At 49.9% G+C, this 16069-nt stretch carries 20 protein-coding genes; 15 read left to right on the top strand and 5 right to left on the bottom strand.

Annotated features, from left to right (window positions below):
- The first annotated feature begins 162 nt into the window (after positions 1-162).
- A complete protein-coding gene (locus AC56AD_RS04500) occupies positions 163-1449 on the top strand; it encodes an ATP-binding protein (protein WP_012507686.1) in 1287 nt (428 codons plus the stop codon).
- Between the two features lie 87 nt (positions 1450-1536).
- Here AC56AD_RS04500 and AC56AD_RS04495 read toward each other — a convergent pair whose 3' ends face one another.
- Both AC56AD_RS04495 and AC56AD_RS04490 read right to left on the bottom strand, forming a co-directional pair.
- Positions 1537-1797 carry a DUF2442 domain-containing protein gene (locus tag AC56AD_RS04495; RefSeq protein ID WP_012507685.1) on the bottom strand — a complete coding sequence of 87 codons (261 nt, stop codon included), beginning with the start codon at positions 1795-1797 and terminating at the stop codon, positions 1537-1539.
- 6 nt (positions 1798-1803) lie between these two features.
- A complete protein-coding gene (locus AC56AD_RS04490) occupies positions 1804-2061 on the bottom strand; it encodes a DUF4160 domain-containing protein (RefSeq protein WP_012507684.1) in 258 nt (85 codons plus the stop codon).
- A gap of 414 nt (positions 2062-2475) precedes the next feature.
- Here AC56AD_RS04490 and AC56AD_RS04485 point away from each other — a divergent pair, with 414 nt between their 5' ends.
- The 14 genes from AC56AD_RS04485 to AC56AD_RS04420 all read left to right on the top strand — a co-directional run bounded on the left by AC56AD_RS04485 (position 2476) and on the right by AC56AD_RS04420 (position 14777).
- Positions 2476-3927, top strand: a complete 1452-nt coding sequence (locus AC56AD_RS04485; RefSeq protein WP_012507683.1) for a DUF3375 domain-containing protein — start codon at positions 2476-2478, stop codon at positions 3925-3927.
- Positions 3927-4559 (top strand): DUF4194 domain-containing protein, encoded by a 633-nt coding sequence (locus AC56AD_RS04480; protein WP_012507682.1) that lies wholly within the window; start codon positions 3927-3929, stop codon positions 4557-4559. The genes AC56AD_RS04485 and AC56AD_RS04480 overlap by 1 nt, the downstream gene beginning before the upstream one ends.
- A gap of 139 nt (positions 4560-4698) precedes the next feature.
- Positions 4699-5007, top strand: a complete 309-nt coding sequence (locus tag AC56AD_RS04475) for a type II toxin-antitoxin system RelE/ParE family toxin (protein ID WP_012507681.1) — start codon at positions 4699-4701, stop codon at positions 5005-5007.
- Positions 5004-5294, top strand: coding sequence for an addiction module antidote protein (locus tag AC56AD_RS04470; RefSeq protein ID WP_012507680.1), 291 nt, complete (start codon positions 5004-5006; stop codon positions 5292-5294). Before AC56AD_RS04475 ends, AC56AD_RS04470 begins: the two co-directional genes overlap by 4 nt.
- Before the next feature lie 299 nt (positions 5295-5593).
- Positions 5594-5821, top strand: a complete 228-nt coding sequence (locus AC56AD_RS04465) for a ParD-like family protein (protein ID WP_012507679.1) — start codon at positions 5594-5596, stop codon at positions 5819-5821.
- Positions 5821-6099, top strand: a complete 279-nt coding sequence (locus AC56AD_RS04460; protein WP_012507678.1) for a type II toxin-antitoxin system RelE/ParE family toxin — start codon at positions 5821-5823, stop codon at positions 6097-6099. The genes AC56AD_RS04465 and AC56AD_RS04460 overlap by 1 nt, the downstream gene beginning before the upstream one ends.
- A gap of 162 nt (positions 6100-6261) precedes the next feature.
- On the top strand, positions 6262-6426 hold the full coding sequence (locus AC56AD_RS04455; RefSeq protein ID WP_012507677.1) for a hypothetical protein: 165 nt from the start codon (positions 6262-6264) through the stop codon (positions 6424-6426).
- Positions 6427-6432: 6 nt separating this feature from the next.
- Positions 6433-6876: a hypothetical protein gene (locus AC56AD_RS04450; protein ID WP_012507676.1), complete on the top strand. Its 444-nt coding sequence runs from the start codon at positions 6433-6435 to the stop codon at positions 6874-6876.
- Positions 6877-6984: 108 nt separating this feature from the next.
- Entirely contained in the window at positions 6985-7149 is a 165-nt protein-coding gene (locus tag AC56AD_RS04445) for a hypothetical protein (RefSeq protein WP_481859634.1), read from the top strand.
- A gap of 243 nt (positions 7150-7392) precedes the next feature.
- A complete protein-coding gene (locus AC56AD_RS04440) occupies positions 7393-7746 on the top strand; it encodes a DUF7303 family protein (protein ID WP_012507675.1) in 354 nt (117 codons plus the stop codon).
- A 247-nt stretch (positions 7747-7993) separates the two neighbouring features.
- Complete coding sequence (locus AC56AD_RS04435; RefSeq protein ID WP_012507674.1) at positions 7994-11359, top strand: ATP-binding protein; 3366 nt, start codon at positions 7994-7996, stop codon at positions 11357-11359.
- Positions 11356-12531 (top strand): Wadjet anti-phage system protein JetD domain-containing protein, encoded by a 1176-nt coding sequence (locus AC56AD_RS04430; protein WP_012507673.1) that lies wholly within the window; start codon positions 11356-11358, stop codon positions 12529-12531. The genes AC56AD_RS04435 and AC56AD_RS04430 overlap by 4 nt, the downstream gene beginning before the upstream one ends.
- Positions 12532-12693: 162 nt before the next feature.
- A complete protein-coding gene (locus AC56AD_RS04425) occupies positions 12694-13389 on the top strand; it encodes a DUF4062 domain-containing protein (RefSeq protein ID WP_041526425.1) in 696 nt (231 codons plus the stop codon).
- The gene (locus AC56AD_RS04420) at positions 13386-14777 is read left to right on the top strand and encodes an RNA-binding domain-containing protein (protein WP_012507671.1); all 1392 of its coding nucleotides are present in this window, start codon (positions 13386-13388) and stop codon (positions 14775-14777) included. The genes AC56AD_RS04425 and AC56AD_RS04420 overlap by 4 nt, the downstream gene beginning before the upstream one ends.
- Positions 14778-14991: 214 nt before the next feature.
- On the opposite strand, the gene AC56AD_RS04415 is transcribed toward AC56AD_RS04420, so the two are convergent.
- The 3 genes from AC56AD_RS04415 to AC56AD_RS04405 are packed head-to-tail and all read right to left on the bottom strand — an operon-like array spanning position 14992 to position 15890.
- Positions 14992-15468, bottom strand: coding sequence for a hypothetical protein (locus AC56AD_RS04415; RefSeq protein WP_012507670.1), 477 nt, complete (start codon positions 15466-15468; stop codon positions 14992-14994).
- A gap of 3 nt (positions 15469-15471) precedes the next feature.
- On the bottom strand, positions 15472-15642 hold the full coding sequence (locus AC56AD_RS04410; protein WP_223293984.1) for a type II toxin-antitoxin system HicA family toxin: 171 nt from the start codon (positions 15640-15642) through the stop codon (positions 15472-15474).
- A gap of 38 nt (positions 15643-15680) precedes the next feature.
- Complete coding sequence (locus tag AC56AD_RS04405; protein WP_012507669.1) at positions 15681-15890, bottom strand: type II toxin-antitoxin system HicB family antitoxin; 210 nt, start codon at positions 15888-15890, stop codon at positions 15681-15683.
- Between the last annotated feature and the right edge of the window lie 179 nt (positions 15891-16069).

Here is a 16069-nt window from a genome sequence, read left to right as displayed (position 1 = left end):
TTTTTAGAGGCACAATATTTCAATTATTGAGCTCATTATGAGTAGATCATTATGTCAAGTATTATATCCCTTATAGCGTTATGAACCGCTGAAGAGCACCCTCCACTCAATTCCCAATTTCTTCCTTTCTGAAAGGATGAAATCTCGTATATTATCCCTATCATGAAGAAAGAAACCATAAAACAGATCATCAGAGACTTCCACGTCACGGCGTTGCCAGCCCTGAAACGGCGTTCGCTGCAGGTGCCTCTGGATACGGGCAAGATCATTACCCTTGTGGGAGTGCGGCGTAGCGGCAAAACCTCTTTGCTGTTCAACGTCATCAGTGACCTCCTGCACAAGGGAGTGCCGATAACCTCAATCCTCTATGTCAACTTTGAAGATGAGCGGCTTGATTTGAAAACAGAAGAGCTGGATCTCCTCTTGCAGGCATGGCAGGAGCTTTATCCGAATATGCTCCTTGATGAGTGCTCTTTTTTCTTCGATGAAATCCAGAATATTGCGGGGTGGGACAAATTTGTGCGGCGCATCTATGACCGTGGCACGAAAAACATCTTTATTACCGGCTCAAACGCCCGATTCCTGAGCAGCGATATCGCCACCAGTCTGCGAGGCAGAACCATCAGTTATGAGGTCTTTCCCCTCTCCTTCAGTGAGTACCTGACCTTCAAGGGTGTTACGCCAGACCTGAACAGCACACACTCCATCGCCCTCATCAATCATCATCTGGAGAACTATCTCACGCATGGTGGCTTTCCGGAGGTGATCGGGTATGATGATGCCTTGCGTAACCGGGTGTTGCAGGAATATTTCAATGTTATGATCTACCGTGACCTGATTGAGCGGTACGAAATCAAAAACCTTCCTGCACTGAAATTCTTTCTGAAGCGGATCATCTCATCGGCAACAAAGCAGTTTTCGGTCAACAATATCTATAACGAATTGAAGTCATCAGGATTCAAGATCAGCAAGAACCTGTTGTACGACTACCTCGAAGCTGCCGTAAATATATACCTTGCGCAAATTCTGAGGAAATATTCCAGTTCACTTGTTGATCGGGAACTTGGAGAGAGGAAGGTCTATGTGATCGACACTGGCCTCTTGAATGCTCTTGACTTTAAATTTTCGGACGATACCGGCAAAGCATTGGAGCAGGCTGTTTTTCTGGAACTCAAGCGGCGGGAAAAGGAGATCTACTTTTTCAAGGACAAATCAGAATGTGACTTCATTGTCAAAACGGGTTTCGATGTAACGGAGGCGATTCAGGTTTCGGCCACTATCAGTGATGCAAAAACGCGCCACCGGGAGCTTCGCGGCCTGACGGAGTGCTGTAACAGGTTCGGTTTGCGCAGTGGCCTGATTATCACACTCAACGGAGCGGAAGAATTTGAGCATCACGGAATAGCCATTACAGTCATGCCGCTCTATCGCTGGCTGTTGCAAAAGTAAGCCGCGTTTATTGCTTATGTGTAGCGTTCCAGCCCGTCAGGAGCAAGGTCTTCACCTTCGGATCAGAGCGATGTGGTTTATGCTTCTTCAGCCGTGACCGTTTACAGTGCTTTGTTCAACCATTTTTTCATACAGGTACTCTGGAGCGAGATCGGCATCGTTTTCCCACCTGATGGTATGGACAACATCTGATACTTCAAATGTTCTGAATATGTTGTAATCTTTAAGTTTTTCAAACATAGCACCCCAAAGGGCATCCTTCAGATCGACCACCCCGCTTGCACCGTTGTTAAAGGTAATCTGTATCCGATACTCTTCCATGTATTCAGCCTTGGTAACTTCTAACATAATCATTTACTCCAATGGCGGGATTTTATTTAAAGGTTCATGCCTTTCTGCCAGATTCCAGTCTTCAAGAAGATTGTCTTTGTAAATTTCGTACCATTCCATCAAAGAGTGAAGGGCACGCTTCGGAAAACGACCATCAACTATTCCTGAAAGAATTTCAACGATTACTTTGTAGTCGCCATATTGTGCGTGAAAATGAGGCGGGCTGTGATCATTGTAGAGCATAGTGATAATTATTCCAAGAAATCTGCTCAGTTCCGGCACGTTTTCTCCTTTTCTCTTTTCGTTTAAGACCAGCAAATAATTCCACAGACTAACCTCTCTCGACTGTTTGAACAACGTTACCGTTGACCTCTTGCACAGGGTTTGCTTTGTAATAAAACCGCTTTTCGAAGTATAACAAACAATTTCAGGCCATCAAAACAGATGACAACACACTCTAACCCGGCATCAATCATTTGGTTCGTCGATCACTCTTCCCCTCCAACTAAAAAACGTCCTCACAGGAAGGAAAACTTTTGATATTTCTTCCTTCCCGGAAAGACAGGAGCTTTACAGGCCGGGACGGGATGACAAAAAAAGGCAACAGAGAGAAAACCGCAGAAAAAGCTTTAACTTCACCCGCAAATCCAGCCCGCTTCCGGCGGCGCTTTTTCCTTTAAAATCAATGCTGCACTTTTGGCTCTCGACTACTCCACCCTGAACCTTCTCCGTCAGAACCATCCGGCATGGCGCCTTTTGTGCGCCCAGCATGTGCCGTTGGTGGCCGGGTTTCTGCACCGGGTCTTTATTGTGCCCAATGTGCGGATTCTCTCGCAGGCCGATCTGGTTGAGGCGCTGGAGGATGAGCTGTTCGCCCTGCGCCAGCAGCTCGGCGCCGACGCACTTCCGGGAACGGCTCAAAATTACCTGAACGATTGGGCCGATAACGACAAGGGGTGGCTGCGCAAATTCTATCCGGACGGGACGGATGAGCCTCACTTTGATCTGACGGCCTCAACCGAAAAGGCGCTGGCCTGGCTGGAGGGGTTGACGGAGCGGGCATTTGTGGGGACGGAGTCGCGGCTGCTTACCCTGTTTGAACTTTTGCGGCAGATGAGCACGGGGAGCCAGGCTGATCCTGAATTGCGGATTGCGGAGCTGCAAAAGCGGCGTGACGATATTGATGCCGAAATTGAACGCATCCGTGCCGGAGAAATATCGCTGCTCGATGATACCGGCCTCAAGGATCGCTTCCAGCAGTTTCTGCAACTGGCCCGTGAGTTGCTGACCGATTTTCGCGAGGTGGAGCATAACTTTCGCACCCTCGACCGCCGGGTGCGTGAGCGCATTGCCCTCTGGGAGGGAGCCAAGGGGGCGCTGCTGGAGCAGATCATGGGTGAGCGTGACGCCATCGCCGATTCGGATCAGGGGAAAAGTTTTCGCGCATTCTGGGACTTTCTCATGTCGCAGTCGCGCCAGGAGGAGCTGAGCCTGCTGCTGGAGGAGGTACTGGCCTTGCCCCCGATTGTCTCCATGCGCCCCGACAACCGTCTGCGGCGTGTTCACTACGACTGGTTGGAGGCCGGAGAGCATACCCAGCGCACGGTGGCCCGCCTCTCCGAGCAGTTGCGCCGCTTTCTTGATGACAAGGCGTGGCTTGAGAATCGGCGCATCATGGATATCCTGCACAACATTGAAACCCAGGCTCTTGATGTGCGTGAAGACATCATCCCTCCAGGTGCGTTTATGCCTCTCGATGGCTCCTCTGCGGCGATCGAACTGCCCCTCGAAAGAACGCTCTATCGCACACCTTTCAAGCCTTTAATCGCAGGAGTCGCTCTGGATGAAGGTGATGCAGAGATTGATACCGCCGTGCTTTACGCCCAGGTGGTGGTCGACCGGGCTGAGCTGTTGCGCAATATCCGTCTGGAACTGCAGATGCGCAGCCAGGTCACCCTTGGAGAGGTGGTTGAGCGTCACCCGCTGCATAACGGACTGGCCGAACTGGTGGCCTATCTGCAACTTGCCGGAGAGTGGCCACGGACGACGGTGGATGAAGGAGTTGAGGAGCAGGTACAATGGCAAAGCTCGACAGGCATAACCCGTAAGGCCACCTTGCCGCGTATTATTTTATTAAGAAACGGATAATGAACCATACAGAGAGTGAAAACAGCGCAGCCCCTTTTCATGGTCAGGAGCTTGCGTCAATCGTGGTTCCCCTGTTAAAAGGGGTGATCTACCAGGAGGATAGTCCTGCACTATGGGGCTCTTTACTCAACCTGATGGCTGCCGTTCGCGATTACGTGGCGGTACTTGGCCTGGAGTTAATCCTCGATGAATCTGAAGGATACGCTTTTTTACGATCGAATTCCGAAGGAGACCCGGAGGGGACGAACAGCGCTCCCCGGCTGATGGCACGCCGCCAGCTCTCCTACCCGGTCAGCCTGTTGCTGGCGCTACTGCGCAAAAAACTGGCCGAATTTGATGCGGGCGCTGGCGACACACGCCTGATTCTTTCGCGGGACGAGGTGGTGGAGCTGATCCGGATTTTTCTTCCCCCCGCCAGCAATGAGGTCAAGCTGATTGACCAGGTTGATGCCACGCTGAATAAAATCGCCGATCTTGGTTTTATCCGCCGGTTACGGGGAGAGCGACAGATGATTGAGGTGCGCCGGATTATCAAGGCCTTTATCGACGCCCAGTGGCTGGCCGATTTTGATAAACGGCTTGACGAATACCTGCAGCGTCCGGTAAAAGGAATGGAGAAAGATGATGAGTGAGTCGCTTGAAATGGGATTTGTTGCCGATGACCGTCTGGTGTGACGATTGATAAGCATTATTTTACATGAGTTCATACATCTCATACGATAAACTTCAGAAAAGCTGTATTCTTTGGGATACGTTTATTAGATTCTGAATATGATAGAAGTACAACAAACAGACGTTTTTTCAAAATGGTTGTCGGCACTTCAGGATCGTACGGCAAAAGCTCGTATCCTCGTTCGAATCGACAGGCTCGGGTTGGGTTTAACCGGAGACACCAAACCTGTAGGAGGCTCCGTTTCAGAACTCAGAATCGATTATGGCCCAGGTTATCGGCTTTACTATACCTGGCGCGGGCGTGAACTCGTTTTGCTCTTAGCAGGTGGCGATAAAAGTACACAGACACGCGATATTCAGAAAGCCAGATTACTTCTTGCAAATCTTGAAACAGATGAGATCCCATGAAAACAAAAACACGATCCTATGATGCTGCGGAATATCTTGCCACTGAGGAGGAGATGGCGGCATATCTTGAAGCCGCACTTGAAGAGGGTGAGCCCGCGCTTGTTGTTCAAGCCTTGGGGACAATCGCTAAAGCAAGAGGGATGTCTCAAATTGCTCGTGAAACAGGCCTTGGTCGCGAAAGTTTATACAAGGCACTTTCTCTGGGAGGGAATCCTGAATTTGCAACTGTTATTAAAGTAATTCGGGCATTAGGTATCCGTTTACACGCCGAAACCGCCACCAAGTAATAAGGCGGGATCTGTTTTTGAACCAGCAATTCCAGATTCGACCTGCAACCACTGAATACAATGGGGTTTAACATTTAAATTTCGTAACATTCCGAGTGTCAAACGGGAATTTTCTTCTCTAGGTATATAAAGTTTTTATAGATCTTCGTCGAAATATTGAGGGTTAGCCTGGCGCTGATTGGTTGTCATTCCCGCCGTTTGTCGTTTCCTTGAGACTCTTCGGTACCGGTGATAGCGGTATTTGTTTATTCTGTCGCCTTTCGCTACATTTGTAGCAAAACTATCGGGGAGAAATAATTATGGGAATGCCAGTACGAATAGATGATACCTTGTACGGACAAGCAAGAGCACAGGCCAAGGCTGAGCATCGCACCATTGCCGGGCAGATTGAGTTTTGGGCGATGATCGGACGGGCGGCTCTCGACAATCCAGATTTACCAATCGATTTTATTCGGGATCTTCTGGTTGCAAGGGCAGAGGGTGAGTCGCTCTCAACACCATTCGTCCCGGAAGGGCATCGTTCTTGATGAATAACGACATTCAGGTTCATCAAAGCACTCTTTTCAGGCGTACTTATAAGAGGCTGCACCCAAACGAGAAGGCTGATGTTGATGATGCCATTGCTGAAATTATCAAAGATCCAACTGTGGGTGAGCCAAAAAAGGGTGATCTGGCTGGTGTTTTTGTCTATAAATTCAGATGTAACGGTCAACTTACCCTGCTCGCCTACGAGTATGACGCTGTAAGCCGTCTCCTGCTTCTTTTGGGCTCCCACGAAAACTTTTACAGAACACTCAAGCGTTGATGCTGCCCAGTCCTGCGAAAATACCACAGTCAAATGTGTCACATTTTATGGCAAGCTTCTTATGAACACCAATGCTCAATCGAAATGTGAAAGAGCCTGCAAAAAAGATAACCAACTTGACGAATACCTTGCAGCAGCCGGTAAAACTGATGGAGACAAATAATGAGTGAGGCGGTTGAAATGAGATGTATTGCTGATGACCGTCTGGCCGGTTTTCGACTGCAACGTCTTGAGATATTCAACTGGGGCACCTTCGAGGGCAGGGTCTGGACACCCAAGCTGGGCGGGAAAAACGGCCTCAATTCTTTTTGCCTTAAATTTGAATAAAATAACATGTCCAAAATCACTATTATAATTACTGGACTGGTAATAGCAATAATAATTATACTATTATTGCCTTTTCATAATTTTATTTCACAATTCAAGAATGACGAACTACAACAATGGATTGCATGTATTTATGCTGTTACAGCTTGGTTAAGCTTTTGCTCTTTTATTGGCGTCATTTATACTGTTTCCATTCAATTCAATGAACTAAAACTATCCAGAAAAGCCCAAGAGAAACAAACCGATTATGCGCGACTGAATGCTTTGACCATATTAAACGAATATTATCAAACAGAATATAACCGTCAACTACTCATAATCAAATCATTACAAGGTATGGAAGGAGGAAAAAAAGCAACAGAAAAATGCTTAGATACATTAGATTTATTACACGAAACTATAACGGAAATTGAAAAGTATCACACTACTCTCTGTAAATCAAAAACGTAATTTTTTTATGTTGACTATTATTTGAGGTCGCTTCAAAAAATCGGATTTTAAAACCTTTCAAGAGAATTTTTGAATTCACATGATCGCATTTAATTAAACTTTTGCACTATGAGTTGGAAGAATGGACGATATATATCTGGAACAAGAGGCGTTGTTTTTCGTTTGGAACAGATGAAAAAACAAAAAGGAAAACGTAAAGCAAAGGAATCCGCTTTATTAACTATAGTAAAGTTGATTTTTTTAGTTTGGCTTCTTATTGTACTTATATTTTGAGTGCCACAAGACAAATACTATTGACCTGTTTGTACGAACTAATAGTTAGTCGTTATCTTTGTGGCTTTACCAGAAGACAGCAAAAGAATGAAGTAGGAACTAACGGATATTGATGAATGAAGATAGGCTAAAATCTAACTTGATCTATTTACTATAAAAAAACTCCTAGACTTGCAGTTAATGGTCGATTAGAATAACGATATTGAACCTGTTATTAAATCTGATACAAAAAGGAGCAACCGTATGAGTGAAACACAGTTTACATTTGAACCGCTTATTAAAGCAACCCGTAATACCGGAAGCAGAACATCCAGTTATCCATTTGACGCTATGCCTGAACCAACCGCAGAAGGACATTACGCCACATGGTACTCCCCTGTGGGTGAAGATACGGTGAAAAAAGTGCAGAGCGCAGTGGGAGCAATTAACCGAAAGTATTCTGAAGAAACAGGTGAAATCAAGATCAGTACCAAGACAGGTAAAGAGATACCGGTTCTTCGCCCTATTCGCAAATACTCGGTTACTGTTCGCTATGTACCGAAAGAAGCTGAAGAGTTCGCTGGTGAGCCTTATGCCATAGTTCAGAGGATTAAGTAGTATTTAACTATGGCAATCAACCGCAAAGCTCTTGATTTAGTATTGTATTTAGATGAGTAAAATGGAATTATCATTTGCAATGTAACACAAACCAAAAAGCACGGTAGCTCTAAGGCAAAAGATACAAAAAAGAGCCGCAAAAAAGAGCATCATATCAGTTCTGTCGGGACGCTCAATGGCTGGCAGATTTTGACAACTGGCTTGACAAATACCGTGCAGCGACCGGTAAAACTGATGGAGAAAGATGATGAGTGAGTCGCTTGAAATGGGATTTGTTGCCGATGACCGTCTGGCTGGTTTTCGCCTGCAACGGCTTGAGATATTCAACTGGGGCACCTTCGATGGCAGGGTCTGGACGCTCAAACTTGGTGGAAAGAACGCCCTCCTCACGGGAGATATCGGCTCCGGAAAGTCAACGCTGGTCGATGCCGTGACTACCCTGCTGGTGCCAAGCCAGCGCATTGCCTACAACAAGGCAGCAGGCGCCGACAACCGTGAACGCACCCTGCGCTCATACGTGCTCGGCTACTTCAAGTCGGAGCGGCAGGAGAACCTCGGAGGTGGCGCCAAACCGGTCGCCCTGCGCGAACTCAACGGCTATTCAGTCATTCTCGGTGTCTTTCATAACGAAGGCTACGACAAGACCGTCACCCTCGCCCAAATTTTCTGGATGAAGGATGCCGCACAGCCAGCGCGTCTCTATGCCGCATGTGAACGTGATCTTTCCATCGCTGCCGATTTTTCAGCCTTCGGGACTGAAATTTCAACCCTGCGCAAGCGGCTGCGTGGAGCGGGAGTTGAGCTGTTTGAAAGCTTTCCACCCTACGGTGCCTGGTTCCGGCGACGTTTCGGGATCGAAAATGAACAGGCGCTCGAGCTGTTTCATCAAACCGTCTCGCTCAAGTCGGTGGGAAACCTCACCGATTTCGTCCGTCTCCACATGCTTGAGCCCTTCACGGTTGAGCCGCGCATTGCCGCCCTTATCCAGCATTTCGAAGATCTCAACCGGGCGCACGAAGCTGTCCTCAAAGCAAAGCGGCAGATAGAGATGCTTGGCCCTCTGGTGGCAGATTGCGATACGCACCACACCATGGCCGAGCGAGCCGAAGAGCTGCGGGCATCGCGCGACAGCCTTCGCCCCTGGTTCGCCTCCCTCAAACTCGAACTGCTCGAAAAACGCCATGTCTCGCTGCATGAGGAGCTGAACCGTCACCAGATCACCATCGAGCGTCTCGACGAGGAGCGGCGCACCCTGCAGGGGCGTGACCGTGAACTGCGCCGAACCATCGCTGAAAATGGAGGCGACCGGATTGAAAGTATCGCCGCTGAGATTCGGCAGCATCAGCAGGAGCTTGAACGGCGCAACCAGAAGGCAACCCGATATGGAAAACTTGCCAGCCAGCTTGGGGAGCATCCGGCAACGAACGCCGAGGAGTTTTATCAGCAGCGTGCCGGCCATGCAGCAATGCACGAAGCAACTGCCGAAGCTGAAGTGCGGGTGCAAAACGATCTCAATGAGGCTGGAGTTCTCTTTACCCAGGGACGTCAGGAGCATGAGCTATTGAGTGCAGAGATCAAGAGCCTGAAAGAGCGCATGAGCAATATTGATGAAAAACAGATTGCCATGCGCCGTTCGCTCTGCAAGGCGCTGAATCTCGCGGAGGTTGAGATGCCCTTTGCCGGCGAGTTGCTTCAGGTTCAGGAGGGAGAGCAGCTCTGGGAAGGAGCCATTGAGCGGGTGCTCCGCAACTTCGGCCTCTCGCTGCTGGTGCCCGACCATCACTACCCGAAGGTGGCCGAATGGGTAGAACGCACCAATCTGAAAGGAAGGCTGGTCTATTTTCGGGTGCGTCCACTCTCTCGCAGCGAACAGTTACCCGATCATCCGGCCTCACTTGCCAGAAAGCTTGCCATCAAAGGCGATTCTCCTTATTTCGACTGGCTCGAACGGGAGGTAGCCCATCGTTTCGATCTGGTCTGCTGCATGAGTCAGGAGGAGTTTCGGAGGGAGAAAAAAGCGATCACCCAGGCAGGCCAGATCAAGTCACCCGGTGAACGGCACGAAAAGGATGACCGCCACCGCCTCGACGATCGCAGCCGCTACGTGCTCGGATGGAGCAATGCCGCCAAAATTGCCGTCCTCGAAGAGAAGGGCAAGCAGCAGCAAAACGAGCTGACCAAACTTGCGGGACACATCAGCACTTTGCAGCAGGAGCAGAAAACGCTCAAGGAGCGCCTGACCATCCTCTCAAGGCTTGGCGAATATCCTGATTTCAGCGATCTCGACTGGCAGCCACTCGCCGTTGCCATCGCCCGACTGGAGAAAGAAAAACGCGACCTTGAAGCGACCTCCAATATCCTGCAAACCCTGACCGAGCAACTTGCCGCAGTGGAACAAAAGCTGCATGAGACGGAGCAGCAGCTTGATGACCGAAAAGATAAACGCTCAAAAATAGAGCAGAAAATCAGCGTCATCACCGAATTGCAGCAACAGACTGCAGCGCTGCTCGATGAAGCGGGAGGCGAAGCTGCCGCACGTTTCCCCCTGCTCCAGCTCATGCGCCAGGAGGCTTTCGGCGACCAGTCGCTGACGGTTGAATCGTGCGACAATCGCGAACGGGAGATGCGCGACTGGCTCCAGGCAAAGATTGACAGCGAAGACCGGAAGCTCTCCCGATTGGGCGAAAAGATCATCAGGGCGATGACCGAATACAAGGAGGAGTGGAAGCTTGAGACCCGTGAGGTGGATGTCAACATTGCTGCAGGGTCGGAGTATCGTTCGATGTTTCAGCAGCTCCAGGCTGACGATCTGCCGCGCTTTGAGGGACGGTTCAAAGATCTGCTCAACGAAAATACCATCCGGGAGGTGGCCAATTTTCAGTCGCAACTGGCCCGCGAACGCGAAACCATCAAGGAGCGCATTACCCGCCTCAATGAATCGCTCACGCAAATCGACTTCAATCCGGGACGATACATCACCCTCGAAGCACAACTGAACCTCGATGCCGACATTCGTGACTTTCAGTCGGAGCTGCGAGCCTGCACCGAAGGGACGCTGACCGGCTCGGATGATGCGCAATACTCCGAAGCCAAATTCCTCCAGGTGCGCCGCATCATCGACCGCTTCCGTGGCCGTGAAGCCTATGCCGACCTCGACCGGCGCTGGACTGCCAAAGTGACCGACGTGCGCAACTGGTTCGTCTTTGCCGCCAGCGAACGGTGGCGCGAAGATGACAGCGAACATGAACACTACGCAGATTCAGGGGGAAAATCGGGAGGACAGAAGGAGAAGCTCGCCTACACCGTCCTTGCCGCCAGCCTTGCCTACCAGTTCGGCCTCGAATGGGGCGCCGTGCGCTCACGCTCCTTCCGCTTCGTGGTCATTGACGAGGCTTTCGGACGCGGCTCCGACGAATCGGCCCAGTACGGACTGCAACTCTTTGCCCAGCTCAACCTGCAACTGCTCATCGTCACCCCCTTGCAGAAAATCCACATCATCGAGCCCTTCGTCTCCAGTGTCGGCTTTGTGCACAATCAGGAGGGGCGCTGCTCGGTATTGCGCAACCTCACCATCGAAGAGTATCGCGCCGAAAAAGAGAGGTCGGTGGAATGAACTGGACAACCCCCGCCGAACTCAAGGCCCAGGTGCAAAAGCTCTGGGATCGGGGCCTCATCCTCTCCTCCCTGATTGGCGGTGAATCGGTTTTTCCCCGTCGCTTGACGCTGAAAGGGCCCGACTCCAGAGAGTTAAGCAACTCATTTGCCGAAGTGCGCGACTGGCTTGCCCGACTCACCAGCGCAGCCAAACCGTACCGGATTGTGTGGCGCACGGTCAACCACCGCATTCTGGGAGCCAATGAACTTCCGGCAGAGATCTGGATTGATGCACTCGACGAAGCCCTCGTCTGGATTGGCAAGCGGCAGGAAGCACGGCAGTTCGCCGCCATGGTCACGCTCACCCGCGACTGGCAACCCGCGCTTCTCCCCTGGCTGGCAAAACGCCCCCTTCGAGCCCTTGAACTGGCAGAAGAGTGGCCCCGCATCCTCTCCATTCTCGCCTGGCGTCTCAAGCATCCCCGGCCCGGCATCTATCTGCGCCAGATCGACCTGCCCGACGTGCACAGCAAATTCATCGAAGGGCACCGGGGCGTGCTTGGGGAGCTGTTCGACCTCGTTCTTCCGCCGGAGGAGATTGACGCAACGGCCACCGGAGCCATCGGGTTTTGTAGGCGTTACGGCTTTCAGGATAAACCCCTGCGGGTACGATTCCGGATTCTTGACCCATCACTGGCGCTGCTCTCGACGAAGAGCGATCAGGATATCACGGTGACGCAGGAGACCTTTGCCCAACTGGAACTGCCTGTTACAAAGCTCTTCATCACCGAAAACGAAATCAACTTTCTCGCCTTTCCCGAGGTTCCCGAGGCAATGGTAATTTTCGGAGCCGGGTATGGGTTTGAGAATCTGGCATCGGTCGAATGGATGCGTAACCGCGTTATCCACTACTGGGGCGACATCGACACTCACGGCTTCGCCATCCTCAACCAGTTGCGCGGGTTCTTTCCCCACGTGGCTTCCCTGCTGATGGACAGTAAAACATTGATGGAGCATCAACCGCTCTGGGGCGTTGAACCATCTCCCGAAACCGGTGCACTCATGCGACTGACCGCTGATGAGAGTGCGCTTTACGATCAGTTACGTAAAAATGAGCTGGGCCATCAGATACGACTGGAACAGGAGAAGATCGGGTTTGAGTGGCTGGTGGAGGCGCTGGGGAGATTTTGATGATCTTGCAGAAAAAAGGATATTCATGAAGGCCGCAATTCAGAATGTCATAAACCATAACCAGCGGATGCTTTCGAAAAGCGAGCAAAGATAAATAAATCATCGATTGGACAATCGAGAGAATGGGCCGATCTTAACGACTGAAAATATTTCAGACTGTTAATGAAAAAAGAGAATACATCACCAAGCCACCTCTCCATCATGGTCTCCTCGACCGTGTACGGAATTGAGGAGCTGCTTGAGCAGATTTATGCAATGCTCAGTGGATTTGGATATGAAGTGTGGTGTTCACATAAAGGCACAGTCACGGTGTATCCTCATCAGACTGCACTGGATAGTTGTTTGGCTGCGGTCGAGCGTTGTGATCTCTTTCTCTGTATCATTACGCCCCAATATGGCAGCGGCGTGTTGCCAGACGGGCTTGGATTTACGCATCAGGAATTGCTGAAGGCCATCGAACTGGGCAAACCACGCTGGATTCTGGCGCATCATCACATTCCCTTCGCCCGATCGTTATTCATGAAGCTCGGTTGCAAAAATGCCAAGGAGCGCGAGGAGATGTTTGCTAAACTTGGATTCGACACCAAAGAGGAAAAGAAAAAACTCAAGCAGCGGGAGCAAACAATTATTGATGATTTTCGGGTGATCGACATGTATGATGCAGCGATTCGACGCGATCTCAAAACTTATCAGGATCGTACCGGCAACTGGGTACAAAAATTCTCTTCGAATGATGATGCAAAGCTTTTTGCCAGCGCACAATTTGGCCGATACAGAGATGTGGAGGATTTCATACAAAATCATTTTAGCAATCCCGATGCAATCCGCCGAGAAATAGAAAGGAGGGACAGTAAATGAATGTTAGAAATCTGACCGAAGAACTCATGGGAAAAGACAAATCCGATCGCATTGAGTTTATTGCATCATCCCAGGCAGAAGAGTTGATTGGCCGTGCCGTGTGTGCGCTGCTCAACACCAAAGGTGGTAGCGTTCTGATCGGTGTCGATGATCATGGCCAGGTACTCGGCGAACCAGGCGAAAAAGATACTGAAGCACTCCGTATCTTCCTGCATAAACATGTTACCCCTCAGGTATTGTTCACCGTTACTCTGGATGATGTTCAGGGAGGCAAGGTCATTTCTGTAGATGTACCGGAAGGCTCTGACCGCCCCTATGTTTTCGACGGGGCGATTTACATCAAGAAGGGAACGAATATTCGAGCGGCCGACGCTACAACAATGCGCGATATGGTGGTACGGCAATCCCGTGAAACCGAGCGCTGGGAACGTCGCGCTGCTGTCGGCCTTGCCATTGACGATCTTGATCGTAAACTGCTGGATGAGACGGTACGCAGGGCACAGGATCGCCGAGGGTATCAATTTGAAGAGGCTCACAACCCTGATACCGTACTTGCAGACCTGGCCTTGGCCCGGTTCGGTCAATTGACCAATGCTGCAGATGTGTTGTTTGGCAAGCGTGTTTCACTGCGCCATCCGCAGACGCGACTGCGGGCGGTTCGCTATGAGACGGATCGCGGAGATAATTTTATTGATGAACAGGTGTACGAGGGGCCAGCATTCTACCTCCTGGAAGAAGCGATGAACTTTCTCAAACGGCATGTTGCGATTGCTGCCGAATTCAAGCCGGGACAACTGGCACGAGAATCTCGACCACACTACCCATTCAACTCATTGCGCGAAGGGTTGGTAAACGCGTTGGTCCATCGCGACTATGCTGCATTCTCCGGCGGAATTTCGATTAGTATTTACCCGGAACGAATTGAAATCTGGAATTCAGGGCACCTTTCAATGGGGCTGACTCCGGAAAAACTCCGGGCTGCTACCCATGAGTCAATTCTTGTCAACCCGGATATCAGCCATGTCTTCTATCTGCATGAGTTAATGGAACGGGTAGGACGCGGTACATTCAAAATTGTCCAGGAATGCCGCGAGATGAAGATGCGCCCCCCGGTGTGGCAGAGCAAATCATCTGGAGTCCATCTGACATTTTTCGGGGCCGGGCAAAAACAAATTTCGATAAAACTCAACGAACGACAACAAGCGCTGCTCAATGGGCTGGGTGTCAATGAATCAGTCCGCCTGGACGAGTACCTTGAACGAGCAGGTAGCGGCATCAGTGACCGACAAGCCCGTCGAGATCTTCGAAATTTAGTGGATGCCGGATTACTCGATCCAATTGGAGCTGGTCCTGCAACGTCCTATCGTCGAACCGAGGTGGAAATCTGATCCGGCCATTATCCGGACATATTTTGGCGCAGGTTATTTACTGCTCGCAACCTGTGCCAATACGACTAAAAGTATGCAAAAATGGTAGTTACCACGCAGTAGAGATAATATGAGTGGTTGCGAAATTTGCCTATCCGGACATAATCCGGACATAAACCAAAAGTGGATTCAATAAAATCCGTAAGGACGAAAGCCGGAATTTGCGTAGAATTGGTCAACGACTAAATGCGTGATTGAGAATAGCATCGAAAATATGAACACGCTTACCTTCAATCGAAAGAAATTCAGATTGGTGATCAGTACCGAGTGGAATACCGAAAATCAATCGGAGAACATTTGTTGTGCCTTTCATGTGAGGATTCCGACCCTTATAACCTTGTCCAGCAGCAAAGCGGCAGTCAAGAGCAGAATACTTGAACATTTGAGATCGCGCCTGACAATCAACACGGGCAGGAGGATGCCCATATTCTTGCCCAACGACAACGACACGTAATGGCCTCCCATCGAATGAAACGCCGTAATATTTTCCTATATGGTGAAGTTGCCCCTCGTAGAATGTATCCGCGTGCGATGATTTGCACGAATTATAGTGTGAACAGATAAAATCATCACCCAAGACATTATCGATCAAATACTGTTCAACCGCCTGTATTCGGGCCTCAGACTTTTGCTTCTCGTATGTCACAGTCATAAGTTACAGGTCATCTGGTGAAAGACCCGTATGCTTTGCAATGCGTGCCAGCATTTTTGGGCCGATTTCATCGCCATCATGGAAGGCGAAAACAAAATCAGGCCAGCCATTACGGGAAAGTGTTTTGTGCGAACCGGATTGTCGCTTGACTTCCCAGCCAAGACGCAACAGCACGGACAGTAAACGCTTGGCTTAAATTGACGGCCATTGGCTCATGCCATAACCGGAATAGAAATACTTATGGCAAAGGGGCGACTTTCACTATGCTCAAGCCGTTCAGCAATAACGCGAAGGGCAAGAACCTCCGCCTTGGTCATTGCTTCCAGCGATGTCGCACCGTAAGCGAGAACTCCTGGTAACTCGGGAACTTCCGCCAACCAACGCCCATCAGATTCTTGTTCCTGCTCTATCGTGAAATTCATTTTGCAATCCAGTTCAAGTGACGTTAATGCACGAATTATAGCATAAGATTATAGCGGAACCCTGATAGCAATGAAACTGATCCGCCATGTATTCAGCCTTGGTAACCTGAAAGTCGGATAAAGCGCACACATTAACTAAAAAAGATCGCCACCTGAGCACTATTTCAAAAAAAGTTGTG

The organism is Pelodictyon clathratiforme, assembly GCF_982375515.1.
Note: the sequence above shows the minus strand (reverse complement) of the source record. Positions and strands in the feature narration are given on the sequence as shown.